Origin of the sequence: Pseudomonas sp. 58 R 12 (genome assembly GCF_900005865.1) — a bacterium.
In the GTDB taxonomy this organism is placed as follows: domain Bacteria; phylum Pseudomonadota; class Gammaproteobacteria; order Pseudomonadales; family Pseudomonadaceae; genus Aquipseudomonas; species Aquipseudomonas tritici.
In genome coordinates this window covers 257112-273074 of record NZ_CVTP01000021.1, presented here as the reverse complement: position 1 = coordinate 273074, position 15963 = coordinate 257112, and the positions used below count along the sequence as shown (strand labels likewise).

Genomic DNA, 15963 nt, shown 5'->3' with positions numbered 1-15963 from the left:
ATTTGTGACGAAGGCGGATGGCGTGAGTTTGTCTCATGTTGCAACGTGTGTCGACCATGACCGCTGGGCACTCTTCATCAAACTGTCATGGAAGTGTGGCAGCGCGCTTGAACAAACTTCATCAGACTCGCGCTCTACTGGGGTTCTGCGTTTCGGTGTTTTTCATGCGCGTGTTGTTTTTACTGGCCGCTTTACTGTTCGGCCTGCCGTCTTTTGCGGCTTCTCGATGTGATGTCAATGTCCCGACCCAAACGGTCGACCTGGCTCAGGTGAGCATTGCTTACCAGAGCATCGGTCGTGCGTCCGACCCTGCCTTGTTGCTGGTGATGGGCCTGGGCGGGCAGTTGATCCACTGGCCGGACGAAGTGGTGGTCGCCCTGTGTCAACAGGGTTTCCGGGTGATCCGCTACGACAACCGTGACGTCGGCCTGTCGACCTGGCGCCAGGCGCCGGTAAACGCCAACCTGACCTTTGAGGTACTGCGCTACAAGCTCGGCCTGCCGGTGGCGGCACCCTACACGCTGACGGATATGGCCGACGACGCCCTGGGCTTGATGGACGCCTTGCAGATCCAGCAGTTTCACGTACTGGGCGCAAGCATGGGCGGCATGATCGCCCAGCACCTGGCGGCGATGGCGCCGCAGCGCGTGGAAAGCCTGACCCTGATCATGACCAGCTCCGGTGCCGAAGGCTTGCCGGCACCCAATGCGGCGCTGGTGCAGTTGTTGTCGCGACGCAGTGCGCCGAATCGTGAAGTGGCGCTGGAGCAGCAGGCCGATTTGCTCGCGGCGCTGGGCAGCCCGAACGTGAAGGATGATCGCCAGGCGTTGCTGCACCAGGCGGCGCTGTCTTACGACCGCGCCTTCAACCCGGAAGGCGTGAAGCGCCAGATCATGGCGATCCTCGCCGAACCGAGCCGCGTGCCGTTGCTCAACCAACTGCGTGTACCGACGCTGGTGGTCCACGGCACCGCCGATCCGTTGCTGCCGGTGATGCACGGCGTGCACCTGGCGGCGCATATCCAGGGCAGCCAGTTGAAGTTGATTCCCGGCATGGCCCATCGTTTCCAGGAAGCGTTCAAGGCGCCGCTGCTGACAGCGGTGTTGCCGTACCTGCAGGCTCATCGCGAAGATGCCGCACATTGGGCGCAGATTGACCCGGTCGCGCCTTCGAAGCTGCTGTGACATTGGTGTATCGTGCACCCTTTACGGCGTATTGAAGCCTGCGAGGTTGCCTACCATGAGTACTCCCCTGAAAATCGATTTCGTCAGCGACGTGTCCTGCCCCTGGTGCATCATCGGCCTGCGCGGCCTGACCGAAGCCCTCGACCAGCTTGGCGCCGAAGTACAGGCCGAGATCCATTTCCAGCCGTTTGAGCTGAACCCGAACATGCCCGCCGAGGGCCAGAACATCGTCGAGCACATCACCGAAAAATACGGCTCCACTGCCGAAGAGTCCCAGGCAAACCGTGCGCGAATCCGCGACATGGGGGCTGAGTTGGGCTTTGCTTTTCGCACCGATGGTCAGAGCCGTATCTACAACACCTTCGACGCCCATCGCCTGCTGCATTGGGCCGGGCTGGAAGGCTTGCAGTACAACCTCAAGGAAGCGCTGTTCAAGGCGTATTTCACCGATGGGCAGGACCCTTCCGATCATGCGACGCTGGCGATCATCGCCGAAAGCGTTGGCCTGGATATCAAACGTGCGGCCGAGATTCTTGCTTGCGATGAATACGCCGCCGATGTCCGCGAACAGGAACAGCTGTGGACTTCCCGTGGCGTGACCTCGGTGCCGACCATTGTGTTCAACGATCAGTACGCCGTCAGCGGTGGCCAACCGGCCGAGGCATTTGTCGGCGCGATTCGGCAGATCATCAGCGAAGCCAAATCCTAAAGTCGAGCGCAGTTCAAAGTGTGGGAGCGGGCTTGCTCATTGTCTTCAAGATAGGCGCTGGCCCGTCCCTTGCATTGACCCCCTAAAGCCCTAGGGGAACACTGCCTTGAACATTCTTGACCTCGACCACAGCCTCACCGGCCAGGCGCCGATTGCCCGGCGTTTGGCCAGCGGCCGTGCCACGCGTATCGACCTGCTGGACCTGGGCCCCAAGCTGCGCCTGTGGTCCACCGAAAAAACCTGGAAGCGCTTCGCTGAACGCCTGGCCCTGCGGCCTCGGCCTAAGGATGCGCGGCCGGAAATCCTGTTTGTCGGCTCCGGCGATTATCACCACCTGACGCCGGCGTTTCTCGCCGACTTGAAAGAACCCATCAGCCTGATCCACTTCGACAACCACCCCGACTGGGTGCGCTTTGCGCCCAAACGTCACTGTGGCTCCTGGGTCAACCGTGCGCTGAAAATGCCGGCGATCAAACGCATCGTCACCCTCGGCCCGTGCAGCGATGACCTGCATAACCCACAACTGCGTGGCGGCAACCTCGGTGCCCTCAAGCGTGGGCATTTGCAGCTGTTTCCCTGGCAGCATCCGCCGTCGAAAGTCTGGGGGCGGGTGGGGGATGGCGCCGGCCATCAGCAGCGCGAAGACCATTTGCATTGGCGCAACCTGGCCGAGCTGGACTGGACCGCGTTCCTCGATCAGATGATCAGCAGCCTGCCCACCGAAGCGATCTGGATCACCCTCGACAAGGATGTGCTGGCCAGCGAAGACGCGGCCACCAACTGGGACCAGGGCGGCATGCGCTTGACCCACCTGCTGCAAGCCCTGCGGGCGTTGGCGGCGCGCAAACGCATCATCGGTATCGACGTGTGCGGCGAGTTCGCCACACCGGCGTTCAGCAATGCGTTCAAGCGCTGGGAGGCCAAGTCCGACCAGCCACCGCCCGAGCGCTGGAGCGCAGAGGATCTGCAGCGCAATGCGGCGACCAATGAAGCCCTGATCGACCTGTTTGAGGAGCTGTTTCCGTGACGTTGACGGTGGTGTTGCTGGTGGCGTTTTCCATCGTGCTCGATGTGATCGGCCAACTGTGTTTCAAGCTCGGCCTGGACCGTTTACCCGAGCTGGACGGCGGTTTCCGCCTGAACGCGTTCTGGGGCCAGGTGTTTAATGCGCCGTTGCTGTGGGCGGGGATCGGTGCGTATGTCGTCGAGTTTTTCGTCTGGCTTGAAGCCCTGTCGCGTGCGCCGCTGAGCCTGCTGTTTCCAGCGGCGGCGCTCGCCTATTGCGGGGTGGTGCTGGCGGGCAAGGTGGTGCTGGGTGAAACCGTCAGCCGCCGCCGTTGGATGGGCACGCTGGTGATTACGTTGGGTGTGATGTTGGTGGCAATTGCAGGGAGTCAGGCATGAATACACAAACGATGAATACCGGATGGCTGCACGGGCGCTTCGGCACCGTGGTGTTGTGGGCCTTGTTGATCTGCACCGAAAGCGCTGGCCAGTTGTTTACCAAAGTGGCCGGTAATCAATTGGGGCAGATGGATTTCAACTGGCAATGGCTGGGTGAGGTGGCCCGCAACCCAGGCATTCTGGCGGCGATAGCCTGCTACATCGGCGCGTTCTTCGTGTGGATGCTGATCCTGCGGCGCAGCAGCCTGTCCCTGGCGTTCCCGCTGAGCTCACTGGTGTTTGTGGTGGTGTTGCTCGGTTCGTGGCTGGGGCTGGGGGAACACATCAGCCCGCTGCACTGGGTGGGGGTAGCGGTGATTATTGGCGGGATTGCTTTGCTGGCGGAAGGCGAAGAGAACTGAGGTCTCTCTCACTCTCTCGTAGCAGCTGTCGAGCCCCAGCGAGGCTGCGTCGGACGCGCTGCCGATTCAGGATCGAGTCGCGCCTGACGCAGCCTCGCTGGGGCTCGACAGCTGCTACGGAATTAATCGAATTTGTAGCTGATCGCCGTCTGCACCTGGCCCTGATTCACGTCGCCGGTTTGCTTGACGATGCTGCTGTCCGCCGCCGAGCCCACCAAATGCACCCAACTGGCACTGGTCAGCAGCGACCATTTTGCGTCCAGCGGGAACTCGAAACTCTGGGTCAGCGTCACGTTCTGGAAACCACCACTGGCGTTGTACGGGCGAATCCCGGAGGCCGCGGATTCATTGGCATCTACCCCAAAATACGTCTGGGTCTGGCGCGCGTCGGCGAAGTTCGCCGCCAGGCCGGTGCTGCCGATGATCCCGCCGCCCAGTGGGTACCCGAGTTCGCCGCCGAGCTTGCCCAGCGCGCCGCTTTGCGAATGCCCGCCGCCCACGGCCTGGCCCAGCCGCGCATAGATGCGCCAGAAATCGGCGGGCGCGTACTGGATGAAGCCGCCTATCTCAGCCATGTCCGATACATTGCGCAAACCTTGCAGCGAGCCGTTGGAGGTGCGTCCTTGCAGGTAATTGATATAGGGGCCGGCGGTGAGACCGTTGGTGTTCAGCGCGCTCCAGGTCAAGCCGTCATCGGTGCTCAGGCTGACATCGCCCCAGTCCAGATCCAGGTACGGCACGGGCCGTGTTTCATAGCGGCTGCCGGTGGGGTCGTGGGGCTGGTAGCTGAAGCCCGCGCCCACTTCGCCAGTGATTGCATCGGCCCGGACCGTGCTGGAGAAGCCGCACAGCCCCAGTAAACCGGCGAATACAGCAGAAGTAGCCTTGAGCATGGAGCCGTTTCCTCGTCTGGATAGGCACGCATGAACGCGCGAAGGGCCCTCCGTACGCAAGCACTCATCTTGTTTGTAGCAAGCTACAAAAATTGTAGCTTGCACGACACATATTGCCTCGGCACATCAGGCAAAGCCCCGGCCCCGCTGGGCGCCGGCCAGTTGGCACACTCCCTGCTCTACCCCCTTGTGCAAGCGCACTGAGCGCGCCCCTACAAGGTAAACGTAGATGATCCACTGGCATATCGTGTGTGATTTCGACGGGACCATTACTCCCACCGATGTCATCGACAACGTCCTCCAACGCTTCGCCGGCCCCGAGTGGGAAACCATCGAACAGGAATGGCTGGATGGGCACATCGGTTCACGCGAATGCCTGAGCCGCCAACTGGCGCTGATCAAGGCGACGCCCTCCGAACTGCTGGCGTATTTCGACAGCGTCGAGATTGACCCGGACTTCCCGGACTTCGTCGATCACGTGATCGGCCTGGGCGCGTCCATTGAAGTGGTCAGCGACGGCATCGAGCAGGGCATCGCGCGGATCCTCTCGCGCAACTACGTGACCTTGCTGCCGATCCTCGCCAACCGCCTGCGCCAGGTAGACCAGAACAGCTGGCGCATCGACTTCCCGTATGCCAGCGACGCCTGCCGTGCCGCTTCCGGCAACTGCAAGTGCAAATCCACCCCGCGCCACAAACGCGTGCTGGTGATCGGCGACGGCAAGTCCGACATGTGCGTGGCCTCCACCGCCGACTTCGTCTTCGCCAAGGGCAGCCTCGCCGACTACTGCGTGGCCAACCACATCCCTCACGCGCGCTTCGACACCTTTGCCGAAGTGCCTGCATTGCTGGCGCTGCTGCCACAAGGCATCGCCGCCAACGCCACCACCTTCAACACCTCTTCCGACAATCAGGAACTCTTCCACCATGTCTGATATCCGTATCGCTACCGCCGAAGACCAGATCCTTCTGGATAAAGAAGCCAAATACTGCTCCTACGGCGACACCGTCCACTACATCGAGCCGCCGCGTATTTTCAGCCGTTGCGAAGGCTCCTACGTGTGGGACACCGAGGACCAGGCCTACCTCGACCTGCAAATGTGGTACTCGGCGGTCAACTTCGGCTACGCCAACCCGCGCCTGAACAATGCGTTGAAACAGCAGATCGACACCCTGCCGCAAATCGCCAGCCAGTACCTGCACAAGGGCAAGATCGAGCTGTCGGAAATGATCGCGGTGGACGCCAAGAAGAAGTTCGGCCTCGACGGTCGCGTGCACTTCAACGTGGGCGGTTCGCAGTCCATCGAAGACTCCTTGAAGGTGGTGCGTAACGCTTCCAACGGCAAGAGCCTGATGTTCGCCTTCGAAGGCGGCTACCACGGCCGTACGCTCGGCGCGTCGTCGATCACCTCGAGCTTCCGCTACCGTCGCCGCTACGGCCACTTTGGTGAGCGCGCCAACTTCATTCCGTTCCCGTACCACTTCCGCGGCCCTAAAGGCATGACCAAGGAAGAATACGGCAGCCAGTGTGTGCAGCAATTCGCCCGCTTGTTCGAGACCGAATACAACGGCGTCTGGGACCCGAAAACCAATCAGTGTGAATACGCAGCCTTCTACGTCGAGCCGATCCAGGGCACCGGCGGCTACGTGATCCCGCCGATGAACTTCTACCGCGAACTCAAGCATGTGCTGGATCAGCACGGCATCCTGATGGTCTCCGACGAAATCCAGATGGGTTTCTACCGCACCGGCAAACTGTGGTCGATCGAGCACTTCGACGTGCAGCCGGACGTGATCGTCTTTGGCAAGGCGCTGACCAACGGCCTCAACCCGCTGGGCGGCATCTGGGCCCGTGAAGAGTTGATCAACCCCAAAGTCTTCCCACCAGGCTCGACCCACTCCACCTTCGCCTCCAACCCGTTGGGCACGGCGGTGGGCCTGGAAATGTTCAAGATGACCAACGAAGTCGACTACGGCGCTATGGTCATGGCCAAGGGCAAGTTCTTCCTTGAAGGCCTGCAAGACCTGCAGAAACGTTTCCCGATCATTGGCGACGTTGACGGCCTGGGCCTGGCCCTGCGCTGCGAAATCTGCGGCCCAGACGGTTTCACGCCAGACAAGGCGACCCTGGACTACATGGTCGAAGAAGGCATGAAAGGCGACATGGTCGTAGATGGCCAGAAACTCGGCCTGATCCTCGACGTGGGTGGTTACTACAAAAACGTGATCACCCTGGCACCGTCCCTGGAAATCAGCTACCCGGAAATCGAACTGGGCCTGAAGTTGCTCGAACAACTGCTGGTGCGGGCGACTAATCGGTGAGCCAGGCAGAGATCGACCTCGGTGAAGGTACTGCCGGTTTCGTTCTCGGTGAAGGTCCGGTCGGGATCCTGTTGATCCACGGCCTGACCGGCACCCCGACGGAATTGCGCCAGGTCGCCAAGGGCCTCGCCAAGGCGGGCAATTGCACGGTGTATGTGCCCACCCTGGCCGGGCACTGCGGTGACAACAGCGACCTGCAGGCCACGGGCTGGCGCGACTGGTACGAAGGCGTGCGCAGGACCTTCGTCGGTGTGAAACAGCGGCACGAGCAGGTCTTTGTCGGTGGTTTGTCGATGGGCGCGGTGATGTCGATGTACCTGGCGTCGGAGCATCCAGGCCAGGTCGCCGGCTTGCTGATGTACTCCACCACGCTCAAGTACGACGGCTGGAGCATTAACAAAATGGCGTTCATCACACCGTTGCTGATCCGTATTCCGTTCGGTGTGCGCCTGTTCCGGTTTACCGAGAAACCGCCCTACGGCATCAAGAACGAACGCCTGCGGGCCATCGTTGAACGGCAGATGAAAGAGGGTGAAAGCAGCGAGGCGGGCTTGTTGACGATGGAAGGCGTGACCGTGCGTGAATTGCACTGGATGAACGCCGTGGTCAAAAAACGCATGTCGTCGATCAACGTACCGGCGCTGGTGTTGCATTCCATCGAGGACGACATCACCAGCCGCTGGAACGCCGATTACGTGGAGCGCCACTTGGGCGGGCCGGTGACCAAGATTCTGTTGGACAACTGCTACCACATGATCACCGTCGACCTGCAATACCGCCGGGTGATCGAGTTGAGTGCCGAGTTCATCGACCAGCACACGCATTATGTTCTGCCAAATCGGGTCGGTGTGGGAGCTGTCGAGCTTAAGCGAGGCGGCGATGCAGGCGCCTCGGTCTATCAGTGAAACCTGGGTGATGCTATCGCAGCCTCGCTGGGGCTCGACAGCTCCCACATTGGATCGGCGTTCGCCAACGAAATAAGGGAAATACGTGATTACCACCCAAGCCTTCCCAACCATCCGGGCCATCCAGCGCAGTGCCTGGAACGACTGTTTCCCGGGCGCTCTGGAAGACTGGGACTATTACGTCGCCGTGGAAAACGCCGCTATCGATGATTTCCAGTGGCGTTACCTGGCTGTCTATGAAAATGGAACGCTGGTGGCGGTGGCCGCCGCGTTCATTACTCATTATCGCCTCGACACCACGGTATCGGGCGCCGTTAAGCGCCTGACCGAGCGTGTAGAGCGGCTGTGGCCCGGGCTTTTGCAGTTGGGGTTGTATGCCCTCGGCTCTCCGGTGGCCGAACGTTGCGACGTGGGTTTCGCCAGTGGCGTGGCGGATGCGCGCCGCCCGCAGATGCTCAAGCACCTGCTGGACGCCGCGCGCCGGGATGCTGATGACGTGGGTATCGGCCTGGTGGCGGTCAAGGACGCGCCGAGCAGAGACCCGCATTGGCTCGAGAGTTGCCGGGCCGCAGGCTTTCAAAGCATGCCGAGCCTGCCCACCGGCGTGTTGCCGCTGCCTTATGGATCGGTAGATGCTTACCTCGGCTCGCTGGGCAAATCCACCCGCAAGGACCTGCGCCGCAAACTGCGTGCGCCGGGGCCGCGGGTGGAATGGCGGCGCAATATCGACGACGTGTTGCCCGAAGTCATGCGCCTTTACGAAGCCACGCTGACACGCGCCGAGTTGCAGTTCGAACGGCTGCCTGCCGGCTACTTCACCGGCGTGCTCGAGCGGCTTGATCAGCGCGCGGTCTGTGTTCTTTACTGGGTAGACGAGCGACTGGTGGCGTTCAACCTGATGCTGGTGGACGAACAACGGCTGGTGGACAAGTTTTTCGGGCACGACGTCGCGTTCACCCGCGACTACAACCTGTACTTCCGTAGTTGGCTGACCAACGTCGACTACTGTATTCAGCATAATATTGCGTTGTATGAGTGCGGGCAGGCCGGGTATGCCAGTAAGCTGCGCCTGGGCTGTGAGTTCCAGGGTAACCGTGTGTTTTTCCGCCACCGCAACCGGCTGGTCAACGGCCTGCTCAAGCTTGTAAAAGTGTTTATTCGACCGGACCGTTCCGACCCCGCCATGGCTGCTGCGATAAGCGAAACCTGATGATTACCAAGACCCGCCAGAAAGCCCGCCCCTTTGCCATTTCGCGCTGGAGCGTCCAGCGCAAGCTGGTGCTGGCGTTCTGGTTGGTCAGTGTGATCCCGACCATGATCGCGGCGGAGTTGGCCGCCACCACGTTGTCGCAGATCTTCGACAGCAACGTGCGCATCTGGCTGCAGGAGTCCACCAAGATCGTCAAGGACGAGATCGGCGATATCCTTCATGACAACGCGCGCATGGCCAAATTGTTCCTGCGCTACACCAGCCCGCCTGAGAGCAAGCAAGCCGCCAAACACGACCGGCTGACCGCCGACATTGCCGATGCCACCGATATCGACGTGGTAGCGTTGATTCGCACCAGTGACCAAAAAGTCGTGTTCAGTACCGCCGCCTCCGACATCGTCAAGCAGATCAGCCTGGCCAAAAATACGGTGTTGCAGACTGTGCAGGTGGGGGGCGTGTCCACCGGCATCGTGGTCTCGACGTTCGAGACCTCCCAGGACGGCGTTGATTACGAGCTGCTGGTCGGGACTTACCTGGACAGCAGTTTCCTCACCAGCGTGGCCGATGTGCATTCCCTCGACCTGCGCCTGTACCTGGCCAACCCGGACGGTTTTTCCGAGATTTTCTCGACCCAACGGTTTGAGGATCACCCTTCGCGCATCCCCAAGAACGTCGAAACCGCGATGCGCGCCACAAGGCAGCCCAGCGAGCAGTTCACCAATAACTACAGCGGTTTGTACTGGCCGATCTTCAATGATGCCGGTGACCTGCAAGGCGTGATTTTCAGCGGCCTGCTGCGCCACACCAGCCTGGTTGGGCTGGTGAACCAGAGCAATCTGTTCGTGCTGATCTTCCTGCTCAGTTCGGCGCTGTCGTTGGCGGCCGGGGTGTTGGTGTCGCGACGCCTGACCAAGCCTTTGCGCGACCTGTCCCAAGGTGTAAATGCGGTGATTTCCGGCGACTACGCGCACCGCGTGGAGGTCAGCGGCGGCGACGAGCTGGCGCAGTTGAGCAGCACCTTCAACCATATGACCGAGCGCCTGGGCGAGTTGCATCACCTTGAAGCCCAGTTGCGTCGACGTGATCGCCTGCACGCCTTGGGTGAAGTCGCCATGGGCCTGGCGCACGAGATCCGCAACCCACTGGGGATCATCAAGACGGCGACGCAACTGCTGCACCGTCGCGCTGACCTGGCGGAAACCGACAAGCGTCACCTGGAATACGTGATCAGTGAAGTCAGCCGCATCAACGACCTGATCACCGAGTTTCTCGACTTTGCCAAGCCCAACCCGCCGTTGCGCGTGCTGCAGCCAACGCGACCCTTGGTGGAGGAAATCCTCGGCTTCTGCGGCCCGGAATTGGCCACCCATAACATCGATGCACACATCGATGACCAGGCGCCGGGGGCGACGATTTACGCGGATGCCAAGCAGCTCAAACAGGCGTGCCTCAACCTGATTCTCAACGCCATCGACGCAATGCCCGAAGGCGGGCGCCTGACCCTGGGCATTCGCACCGTGGGCGAAAATACGGTGATCAGCATCGCCGACACTGGCCAGGGCATTCCGGCGGAAATGGTCGAGCGTATCTTCACGCCATTCGTCACCACCAAGGCTTCCGGCACCGGCCTGGGCCTGGCTAAAGTCTATTCGATCATGGAAAGTCACGACGGCAGCATCGAATGTGCCAGCGAGAAAGATGCCGGCGCCACGTTCAGCCTGTACATTCCGGCGATGGGCGAAGACGACGAGGACAGTCATGACGCATAACATTCTGGTAGTCGACGACGAACCCAAGCTCTGCGACCTGCTCGCCTCGGCCCTGGGCCAGAACGACGTGCAGGTGTTTATCGCCGGCAACGGCCTGCACGCGCTCAAGGTGCTGGAGCAGGAAGACATCGACCTGGTGATCAGCGACTGGCGCATGCCCGGCATGGACGGGCCGGCGCTGCTGGCCGAGATCAAGGTGCGCTACCCGCACGTGCCGGTGATTGTGATGACCGCCTACAGCACGGTGAAAAATGCCGTGCAGTCGATGCGCAACGGCGCCTACGACTACATCGCCAAGCCATTCGATATCGATGAGCTGGACATCACCGTGGCCAAGGCCCTGCAATTTCGCGACATCATGCGCGACAACGCACGCCTGCGTGCCGAGCTGGATGAGCACGCGCAGTTCGACAGCCTGGTGGGCGACAGCCCGGCGTTTCGCAAGGTGCTGCAGGCAGTGGACTCGGTGCGTGACAGCAGCGCCACCATCCTACTAACGGGTGAAAGCGGCACTGGCAAGGAAATGGTCGCCCGCGCCATCCACAAACACGGCTGCCGGGCTGACAAACCGTTCGTGGCGGTCAATTGCGCGGCGATCCCGGAAGGCTTGCTGGAAAGCGAAATGTTCGGCCATCGCAAAGGCGCGTTTACCGGCGCTGTGGCTGATCGGGTAGGGCGCTTCCAGCAGGCTGATAAAGGCACCTTGTTTCTGGATGAAGTGGGCGATATGCCCCTGGCGTTACAGGCCAAGATCCTGCGCGCCTTGCAGGAACGGGTGATCGAACCGGTGGGCGACCCCCGCGAGCGCAAGGTGGATGTGCGGGTAATCGCCGCCACCAATAAGAACCTGCTGGAGGCGGTGGCTAACAAAGAGTTTCGCGAAGACCTGTATTACCGCCTCAACGTGTTCCCGATTCCTTTGCCGGCGTTGCGCGAGCGTGTGGAGGACATTGCGCCCCTGGCTCGTCACTTCGCCCAGACCCTCAGTGCCACTGCCGGCAAGCGCATTACGGGTTTCAGTGCCGAAGCGTTGCAGGCGATGGCGGCGTATCACTGGCCGGGCAATATTCGTGAATTGCAGAACTGCGTGGAGCGGGCGACCATCGTGGCCGCCTCACCCGTGATCGAAGATATCGACCTGCCGGGTTATTTGTTTGCCTCGACGCCGAGCGAGGGCGGCGTGACTGCGATCCTCAGCGACGGGCCGGGGATTCCTCAGGATCTGGATGCGGCGCTGGCAGAGGTGGAGAAGGCCTACATACTCGCGGCGTTGCAAGAAAGCAATGGCGTGCAGGCTGCGGCGGCGGCGAAGATCGGGATATCCGAGAGGAGTTTCTGGTACCGCCTGAAGAAGCTGGGGATTCAAGTGGACAAAATAGTCCGCTGACCTACCTGACACACCTCAATTCAAATGTGGGAGCTGGCTTGCCTGCGATAGCGGTGTATCAGCCAACTCATCTGGCGCAGACATACCGCAATCGCAGGCAAGCCAGCTCCCACAGTTTGATCGAGTTGTGTCAGGTGTGGACGCGTACCCAAATGCTCACCAACACCGTTGCGGCCATTAACCACGCTACCGCTGCTACGGCTAGAGAGGCCTCCAAGCGCATCCGATCCACCACCACATACAACGTCGCCAAATACACAAAATACGGAATGATCGACCACATGCCGAACAGGATCGTGGTCTTCAAATCGTCCACCGAGCGGCCCTTGCCGACGATGTAATGCGCGATCAACGCAAAGGTCGGAAACAGCGGTACCAACCCTGCAATGTAATAGTTCTTGGTCTTGGCCAGCGCCGCCAGGATCAGCACCACTGCCGCGCCCAGGGCGGCTTTCAAGAATAGATCCATCAGTGGCTCAACCCATACTTTTTAACTTTATCGAACAAGGTGGTCTTGGCCATCCCCAATTCCTGGCTGGCCTGGGTCAGGTTGCCGCCACTGCGTTGCAAGGCATCGTTGAGCAGGTTGCGTTCGAAGGCCTCCACCGCCTCAGTAAAGGCCAGGCCATGGTTGCCGCTGCCGGCGCCGCTTTTCTTGAAGGCGGGCAGGCCCAGGGCGAAGCGTTCGGCGACGTTGCGCAGTTCGCGCACGTTGCCGGGCCAGTCGTGGCTCATCAGGTTCGACAGGGTCTGGTTGTCCAACTCCGGCACGGTACGGTCGAAGCGCAGGGAAGACTGCTGCAGGAAATGTTCGAACAACTGCAGGATGTCTTCGCGGCGTTCGCGCAGCGGCGGCAGTTCAAGGGTGACCACGTTGAGGCGGTAGTACAGGTCGCTGCGGAACTGACTGGCGCGGCTCAATTCGTCGAGGTCGGACTTGGTGGCGGCGATCACCCGGCAATCCACTGCCACGCTCTGGTTAGAGCCCAGGCGTTCCAGGGTGCGTTCCTGCAGCACCCGCAGCAGTTTGATCTGCAGGTTGATCGGCATGCTTTCCACTTCATCAAGGAACAACGTGCCTTCGTGGGCGTGCTCGATTTTGCCGATGCGGCGCTTGCCGGCGCCGGTAAAGGCATTGGCTTCGTGGCCGAAAATCTCGCTTTCGAAGAGGTTCTCCGGCAAGCCGCCGCAGTTCAACGCGACGAACTGGTGCGAATGGCGCCGGCTGAAATCGTGCAGGCAGCGCGCGACCAATTCCTTGCCGGTGCCGGTCTCGCCTTCGATCAGCACGTTGGCCGAGGTGTCGGCGACGTTGGCGATCAGCTCGCGCAGGTTCTGCATGGCGGGCGAGCGGCCAATGATGCGGCCCTCAAGGGAGTCGCGCTCGGCCAGTTGACGGCGCAACGACCAGACTTCCCGCGCCAGCCCGCGCTGCTCCAGGGCGCGGCGGGCGACGTCCACCAGGCGTTCGGGGGAGAAGGGCTTTTCCATGAAATCGTAGGCGCCGTTGCGCATGGCGCCGACCGCCATGGAGATATCGCCATGCCCGGTAATCAGCACCACCGGCAGGCTTTTATCCAGGGCCTTGAGGCGGGTGAGCAGCTCCAGGCCGTCAATGCCCGGCAAGCGGATGTCGCTGATCACAATGCCCGCGAAGTTCTCGCCGATGTGCTTCAAGGCTTCTTCGGCACTGCCCACGCCGACGCTGTGGATGTCTTCCAGCGCCAGGGCTTGCTGGCAGCCGAGCAGTACATGGGGGTCGTCTTCGACGATCAGTACGGTGAGGTCGTCTTTAGGGGCTGTAGCGTCTGTATTCATGTCGACTCAGCTTTTTGAGCACCCGCCAGCGGCAGGCTCAGGACAAAGGCCGTTCCACCACTGGCCGGATGTTCCACGGCAAGGTTGCCGCCAGTGGCCGCCGCGAGGCTGGCGGAAAGCGTCAGGCCCAAGCCCAGGCCTTGCTCGCCGGGTTTGGTGGTGAAGAACGGTTCGAACAAATGTTTGCGCGCCTCGGCGTCGATGCCGTGGCCGTTGTCGCGCACGTGCAGGCGATATTTGCCCTCGCTGCTGCTCCCGTCCAGCCACAGCTCGGGGGCAGGTTGGGCCTGCATGGCGTCGAGGGCATTGCCGATCAGGTTGACCAGGATCTGCTCCAGGCGCGTCTGGTCGATTTGCAGTTGGGCGGGGACAAAGTCACGGTGCACGCTCAGCGACAGGCCGTCCAGGCGCGCGCCGAGTACCTGGAAAGCGGCGTCCACGGCTTTGGCGAGGTTGGCTTCGCCCTGGTCATCACCGCGCCGGGCGAAGGAACGCAGGCTGGCGGTGATGCGGCCCATGCGGTCGATCAGTTCGTTAATGGTCTTGAGGTTGGCGCTGGCGGTGTCCAGGGCGCCGCGCTCGAGGAAACGCACGGTGTTACCGGACAAGGTGCGCAAGGCGGCCAGGGGCTGGTTCAATTCGTGGGCGATGCTGGTGGACATCTGCCCGATGGCCGCCAGTTTGCCGGCCTGCACCAGTTCATCCTGGGCGCGGCGCAGGGTTTCTTCGGCCTGGCGGCGTTCGCGGATCTGGCCCTTGAGCCGTTCGTTGCTGGCGCGCAGGTCGGCGGTGCGTTCGGCAATCCGACGCTCCAGCTGGCTGTTGGCTTCCTGCAGGGCTTCGCGCGCGGCGAGGCGGGTGGCGATGACTTTGCGCCGCTCGTTCCAGGCAATCAGCAGGAACGCCACCAGGCCAAAGGCCACGGCCACCAGAATGCCCTGGTTGGTCGCGGCTTGGCGCAGGTCGTTGAGCGGGGTGAGCAGGGTGAAATTCCACGGCGTGTCGTTGAGCGGCCGCGTTTGGGCAAGGTAGCTGACTTCGCGCTCATCGTTCACCACTTCGCTATTGGCCGGGAAGGTCAGTTTCTCGGCGCCTTCGTTCAAGCGCTCGCGGGCCAAGGGCTCCAGCTCGTTCAGCGTCGCCCAGTAATATTGCAAGCTGTGGGCCAGGCGCTCCTTGGTGTCATCGCTCAGCGGGCGCACGGCCTTGAGGCGGCGGGCCGGGTCGCTGGAAAGGATGATGATGCCGTTCTCGTCGCTCACGAAGGCCTCGAGTCGCGCGCGTTGCCAGCGTTCCTCCAGGGCTTCGAGGCGCACTTTGACCACGGCGACGCCGATGATTTTGCCGTGTTCTTCCAGGCCGTGGGCCAGGTAGTAGCCGGGTTCGCCGTTGGTGCTGCCGATGCCATAGAACCGCCCGGGCTGGCCACGCACGGCATTCTGGAAGTAGGCACGAAAGGACAGGTCTTCACCCTGGTAACTGTCGGCATCGCGCCAGTTACTGGTGGCCAGCACGCGGCCGGTGGTGTCCATCACGTAGATGGCCCGACTGCGACTGCGTCGGTTCAGGCCTTCGAGGTAGTCGTTGACGGTCTTGCGGGTTTCCTGGGTTGGGTCGGCCAGCAGTTTGGAGACGCTGGACTCCAGCTCCAGAAGGCTGGGCAGGTAGGTGTACTTGCTCAGTTCGCTTTCGACGGTGCGGGCATGCAGCTCCAGCTGGCGTTCGCCGGTATCGCTGAGGGTGCGGATGCCGTAGTACTCACTGATCCAGAAGCCGATATAACCCAGGCCGATCATCAGGGCGATGATCAACGGCGGCAGGAACAGTTGGCGAATCAGGCGTGGTTTCACAGCAAGTGATGGCGGGGCGGCGCGAAATTGGTGGGGGTCGCATTTCATCACAGATGCCTTGGGTCAACCAGCGCTGTCAGCCCTGCTGTAAACCCACTTGTGTGGGCACTGG

15 protein-coding genes are annotated in these 15963 nt (G+C 61.6%); 11 read left to right on the top strand and 4 right to left on the bottom strand.

Annotated elements, in window-relative coordinates:
- Positions 1-164: 164 nt before the first annotated feature.
- From BFP95_RS18630 to BFP95_RS18610, 5 genes are all read left to right on the top strand, one after another.
- Complete coding sequence (locus tag BFP95_RS18630; protein WP_065872540.1) at positions 165-1184, top strand: alpha/beta fold hydrolase; 1020 nt, start codon at positions 165-167, stop codon at positions 1182-1184.
- A gap of 55 nt (positions 1185-1239) precedes the next feature.
- Positions 1240-1893, top strand: coding sequence for a DsbA family oxidoreductase (locus tag BFP95_RS18625; protein ID WP_065872539.1), 654 nt, complete (start codon positions 1240-1242; stop codon positions 1891-1893).
- Between the two features lie 106 nt (positions 1894-1999).
- Positions 2000-2920: an arginase gene (locus BFP95_RS18620; RefSeq protein WP_065872538.1), complete on the top strand. Its 921-nt coding sequence runs from the start codon at positions 2000-2002 to the stop codon at positions 2918-2920.
- Entirely contained in the window at positions 2917-3297 is a 381-nt protein-coding gene (locus BFP95_RS18615; protein ID WP_065872537.1) for a transporter, read from the top strand. The genes BFP95_RS18620 and BFP95_RS18615 overlap by 4 nt, the downstream gene beginning before the upstream one ends.
- Entirely contained in the window at positions 3294-3698 is a 405-nt protein-coding gene (locus BFP95_RS18610; RefSeq protein WP_065910520.1) for an EamA family transporter, read from the top strand. The genes BFP95_RS18615 and BFP95_RS18610 overlap by 4 nt, the downstream gene beginning before the upstream one ends.
- 122 nt (positions 3699-3820) lie before the next feature.
- On the opposite strand, the gene BFP95_RS18605 is transcribed toward BFP95_RS18610, so the two are convergent.
- Positions 3821-4591: a MipA/OmpV family protein gene (locus tag BFP95_RS18605; protein ID WP_065872535.1), complete on the bottom strand. Its 771-nt coding sequence runs from the start codon at positions 4589-4591 to the stop codon at positions 3821-3823.
- A gap of 229 nt (positions 4592-4820) precedes the next feature.
- Here BFP95_RS18605 and BFP95_RS18600 point away from each other — a divergent pair, with 229 nt between their 5' ends.
- The 6 genes from BFP95_RS18600 to BFP95_RS18575 all read left to right on the top strand — a co-directional run bounded on the left by BFP95_RS18600 (position 4821) and on the right by BFP95_RS18575 (position 12183).
- Complete coding sequence (locus tag BFP95_RS18600; RefSeq protein WP_065872534.1) at positions 4821-5525, top strand: MtnX-like HAD-IB family phosphatase; 705 nt, start codon at positions 4821-4823, stop codon at positions 5523-5525.
- Positions 5518-6912 (top strand): aspartate aminotransferase family protein, encoded by a 1395-nt coding sequence (locus BFP95_RS18595; RefSeq protein ID WP_065872533.1) that lies wholly within the window; start codon positions 5518-5520, stop codon positions 6910-6912. The genes BFP95_RS18600 and BFP95_RS18595 overlap by 8 nt, the downstream gene beginning before the upstream one ends.
- On the top strand, positions 6909-7817 hold the full coding sequence (locus tag BFP95_RS18590) for an alpha/beta hydrolase (RefSeq protein ID WP_065910519.1): 909 nt from the start codon (positions 6909-6911) through the stop codon (positions 7815-7817). The genes BFP95_RS18595 and BFP95_RS18590 overlap by 4 nt, the downstream gene beginning before the upstream one ends.
- An 85-nt stretch (positions 7818-7902) precedes the next feature.
- Positions 7903-9027: a GNAT family N-acetyltransferase gene (locus BFP95_RS18585; protein ID WP_065910518.1), complete on the top strand. Its 1125-nt coding sequence runs from the start codon at positions 7903-7905 to the stop codon at positions 9025-9027.
- Entirely contained in the window at positions 9027-10796 is a 1770-nt protein-coding gene (locus BFP95_RS18580) for a sensor histidine kinase (protein ID WP_065872530.1), read from the top strand. Before BFP95_RS18585 ends, BFP95_RS18580 begins: the two co-directional genes overlap by 1 nt.
- Positions 10786-12183, top strand: coding sequence for a sigma-54-dependent transcriptional regulator (locus tag BFP95_RS18575; protein WP_065872529.1), 1398 nt, complete (start codon positions 10786-10788; stop codon positions 12181-12183). The genes BFP95_RS18580 and BFP95_RS18575 overlap by 11 nt, the downstream gene beginning before the upstream one ends.
- Positions 12184-12313: 130 nt before the next feature.
- Here the strand turns inward: BFP95_RS18575 and BFP95_RS18570 are convergent, their stop codons facing one another.
- From BFP95_RS18570 to BFP95_RS18560, 3 genes are read right to left on the bottom strand one after another with little or no spacing between them, the layout of a single operon-like run.
- Positions 12314-12652, bottom strand: coding sequence for a GlpM family protein (locus tag BFP95_RS18570; RefSeq protein WP_049709767.1), 339 nt, complete (start codon positions 12650-12652; stop codon positions 12314-12316).
- Positions 12652-14001, bottom strand: coding sequence for a sigma-54-dependent transcriptional regulator (locus tag BFP95_RS18565; protein ID WP_065872528.1), 1350 nt, complete (start codon positions 13999-14001; stop codon positions 12652-12654). The genes BFP95_RS18570 and BFP95_RS18565 overlap by 1 nt, the downstream gene beginning before the upstream one ends.
- Entirely contained in the window at positions 13998-15899 is a 1902-nt protein-coding gene (locus BFP95_RS18560; protein ID WP_065872527.1) for a sensor histidine kinase, read from the bottom strand. The genes BFP95_RS18565 and BFP95_RS18560 overlap by 4 nt, the downstream gene beginning before the upstream one ends.
- Positions 15900-15963: the final 64 nt, after the last annotated feature.